The organism is Microbacterium sp. BF1 (assembly GCF_019279095.1).
GTDB lineage: Bacteria > Actinomycetota > Actinomycetes > Actinomycetales > Microbacteriaceae > Microbacterium > Microbacterium maritypicum.
This window is the reverse complement of record NZ_JAGYWT010000447.1, coordinates 1-2,015: the sequence shown is the minus strand read 5'-3', so window position 1 is coordinate 2,015 and position 2,015 is coordinate 1. Positions and strand designations below refer to the sequence as shown.

At 65.0% G+C, this 2,015-nt stretch carries 2 protein-coding genes and 1 pseudogene; all 3 read right to left on the bottom strand.

Annotation, left to right across the window (positions count from 1 at the left end; translation table 11 throughout):
- Nucleotides 1–489 (bottom strand): annotated as a pseudogene (locus tag KZA10_RS13455) (hypothetical protein); the annotation flags it as partial.
- On the bottom strand, nt 486–1,274 hold the full coding sequence (locus tag KZA10_RS13450; RefSeq protein WP_308289675.1) for a carbohydrate ABC transporter permease: 789 nt from the start codon (nt 1,272–1,274) through the stop codon (nt 486–488). The gene KZA10_RS13450 and the pseudogene KZA10_RS13455, both read right to left, overlap by 4 nt.
- 61 nt (nt 1,275–1,335) lie before the next feature.
- Nucleotides 1,336–2,015: carbohydrate ABC transporter permease (locus KZA10_RS13445; RefSeq protein ID WP_218683127.1), on the bottom strand; the 680-nt coding region annotated here is incomplete at its 5' end.

Here is a 2,015-nt window from a genome sequence, read left to right as displayed (position 1 = left end):
CTGCGTGCCGGGGCCTTCCGTGCAGGGTGTCGACGACAAGGGCAGCGAGGAAGAGTCCAACGGCGCACCCGAGGCATCGACGACCACTCCCGCAGCGGCGTCGAACGACGCGCCGATCATCTCCCTCCCCCGAAACGGAGAAGTTGACGGTGGAGAACGTCGACGGCGCGATGAGGGAGATGATCGGCGCGTGTTGACGTACTGCGGCCGGTCGTACCCCTCCAGCTGCAGGTGCGAGGGCACCGGGATGTCATCCCACCCCGAGACGTCGAGCGACGGGTCGGCGAGATCGGCCGGCACCTGCCCCTGGTTGCGGGCGCAGAAGAACTTCCACAGGCCGTTCAGCGACTGCTCGAACGAGCTCGTCCCGTCGCGCGCCTCGTCGAGGTCGGCGAACCAGCGGTGATCGGAATGTGCGGGCATCCGGTTCTCGGAGACGAACGTCGGGTCGGCGATGCGATCGATGTCGAAAGCGGGATGGAATGTCACTTGATGGCTCCGGTGATCCCCTGTGCGAACGCGCGCTGCAGGATGAGGAAGATGAAGATGGTCGGAAGGGATGCCAGCAGCACGGCGAGCATGAGCACGCCGTAGTCGGTGACGTACCCGGCGGTGAGGTTGGCGATGAGCATGGGCATCGTCTGGACGGCGTTGTCGAGCAGGATCACGCGCGGCCAGAGGAAGTTGTTCCACGACGCCATGAACGTGATGACCGCGGCGGCCGCGAAGGTGGACTTCATCGTCGGCACGTAGATGCGCCAGAAGATGGCGAGCTCCTTCAGGCCGTCGATGCGGGCCGCCTCGATGATCTCGTACGGGAACGAGCGCGACGCCTGCCGGAACAGCAGGATCAGCAGCGGCGTGGAGATGGAGGGGATGATCACCGCCAGCAGCGAGTTGACCATGCCCACCTCTGCGAACATGCGGAACAGCGGGATCATGATCGCCGCGAACGGGATCATCATCGCCAGCATCAGGACCGCCATCACGACGTCCTTGCCCCGCGAGTGATAGATCTCGAACCCGTAGCCGGCGATGCCGCAGACGATCAGCGCCAGCACGGTGGTGCCCACGGCGATCAGGAACGAGCTGATCATCGCCGCGCCGATGTCCTGCTGGGAGGTCAGCGCCACCAGGTTGTCGATGAGGTGCCCGCCCGGGGTCATCCGCGAGCCGAGCACGTCACGGGTGGAGTTGGTCGACGAGACCAGCATGAAGTACAGCGGGAAGACCGAGAACAGGGCGAACACCGTCAGGAAGGCGTAGCCCGGCACGCGCCGCCATGCGAAGCGCCTGCTTCGGAGCCGTGTCTTCGCGGCCGCGTCCGGCAGGAGGCTAGTCACGCTTGTCACCCACCTTCATCTGGATGATCGCGAGCACCGCGACCATGATCAGGATCACGTACGAGATCGCCGAGGCGTAGCCGACGTTGGGGTTCTTCAGGAACGCCAGCTCGTAGAGGTAGTGCGACATCGACATCGAGCTGTACGCCGGGCCGCCCTTGGTCAGCGCCCAGGACTCGTCGAACAGCTGCAGGGTGCCGTTGATCGACATGATCGCGGTGAGCACGATCATCGGGCGCAGCTGCGGCACGGTGACGAACCAGAACGTCTTGAAGGCGCCGGCACCGTCGATGCGCGCGGCCTCGAGGGTGGACTGGTCGACGTTCTGGAGTGCGGCGAGGAAGAAGATCATGTTGTAGCCGGTCCACCGCCACAGCAGGCCGATGACGATGACGATCCGCGCCGTCCAGGGCTCGCCGAGCCAGTTGAGCGGGTCGTGCATGAGGCCGAGCCCCATCAGCACGTCGTTGACCAGCCCGTCGGTGGCGAACATGGTGCGGAACACCAGCGAGTACGACACCAGCGATACGGCGCACGGCAGGAAGATCATGGTGCGCCAGAGGCCCTTCGCCCGCAGCTTCGGGTCGTTGAGCAGGTTGGCGAGCACCATCGCCAGGATCAGCATGATCGGCACCTGCACGACCAGGTAGAACACGGTGTTGAACATGGTCA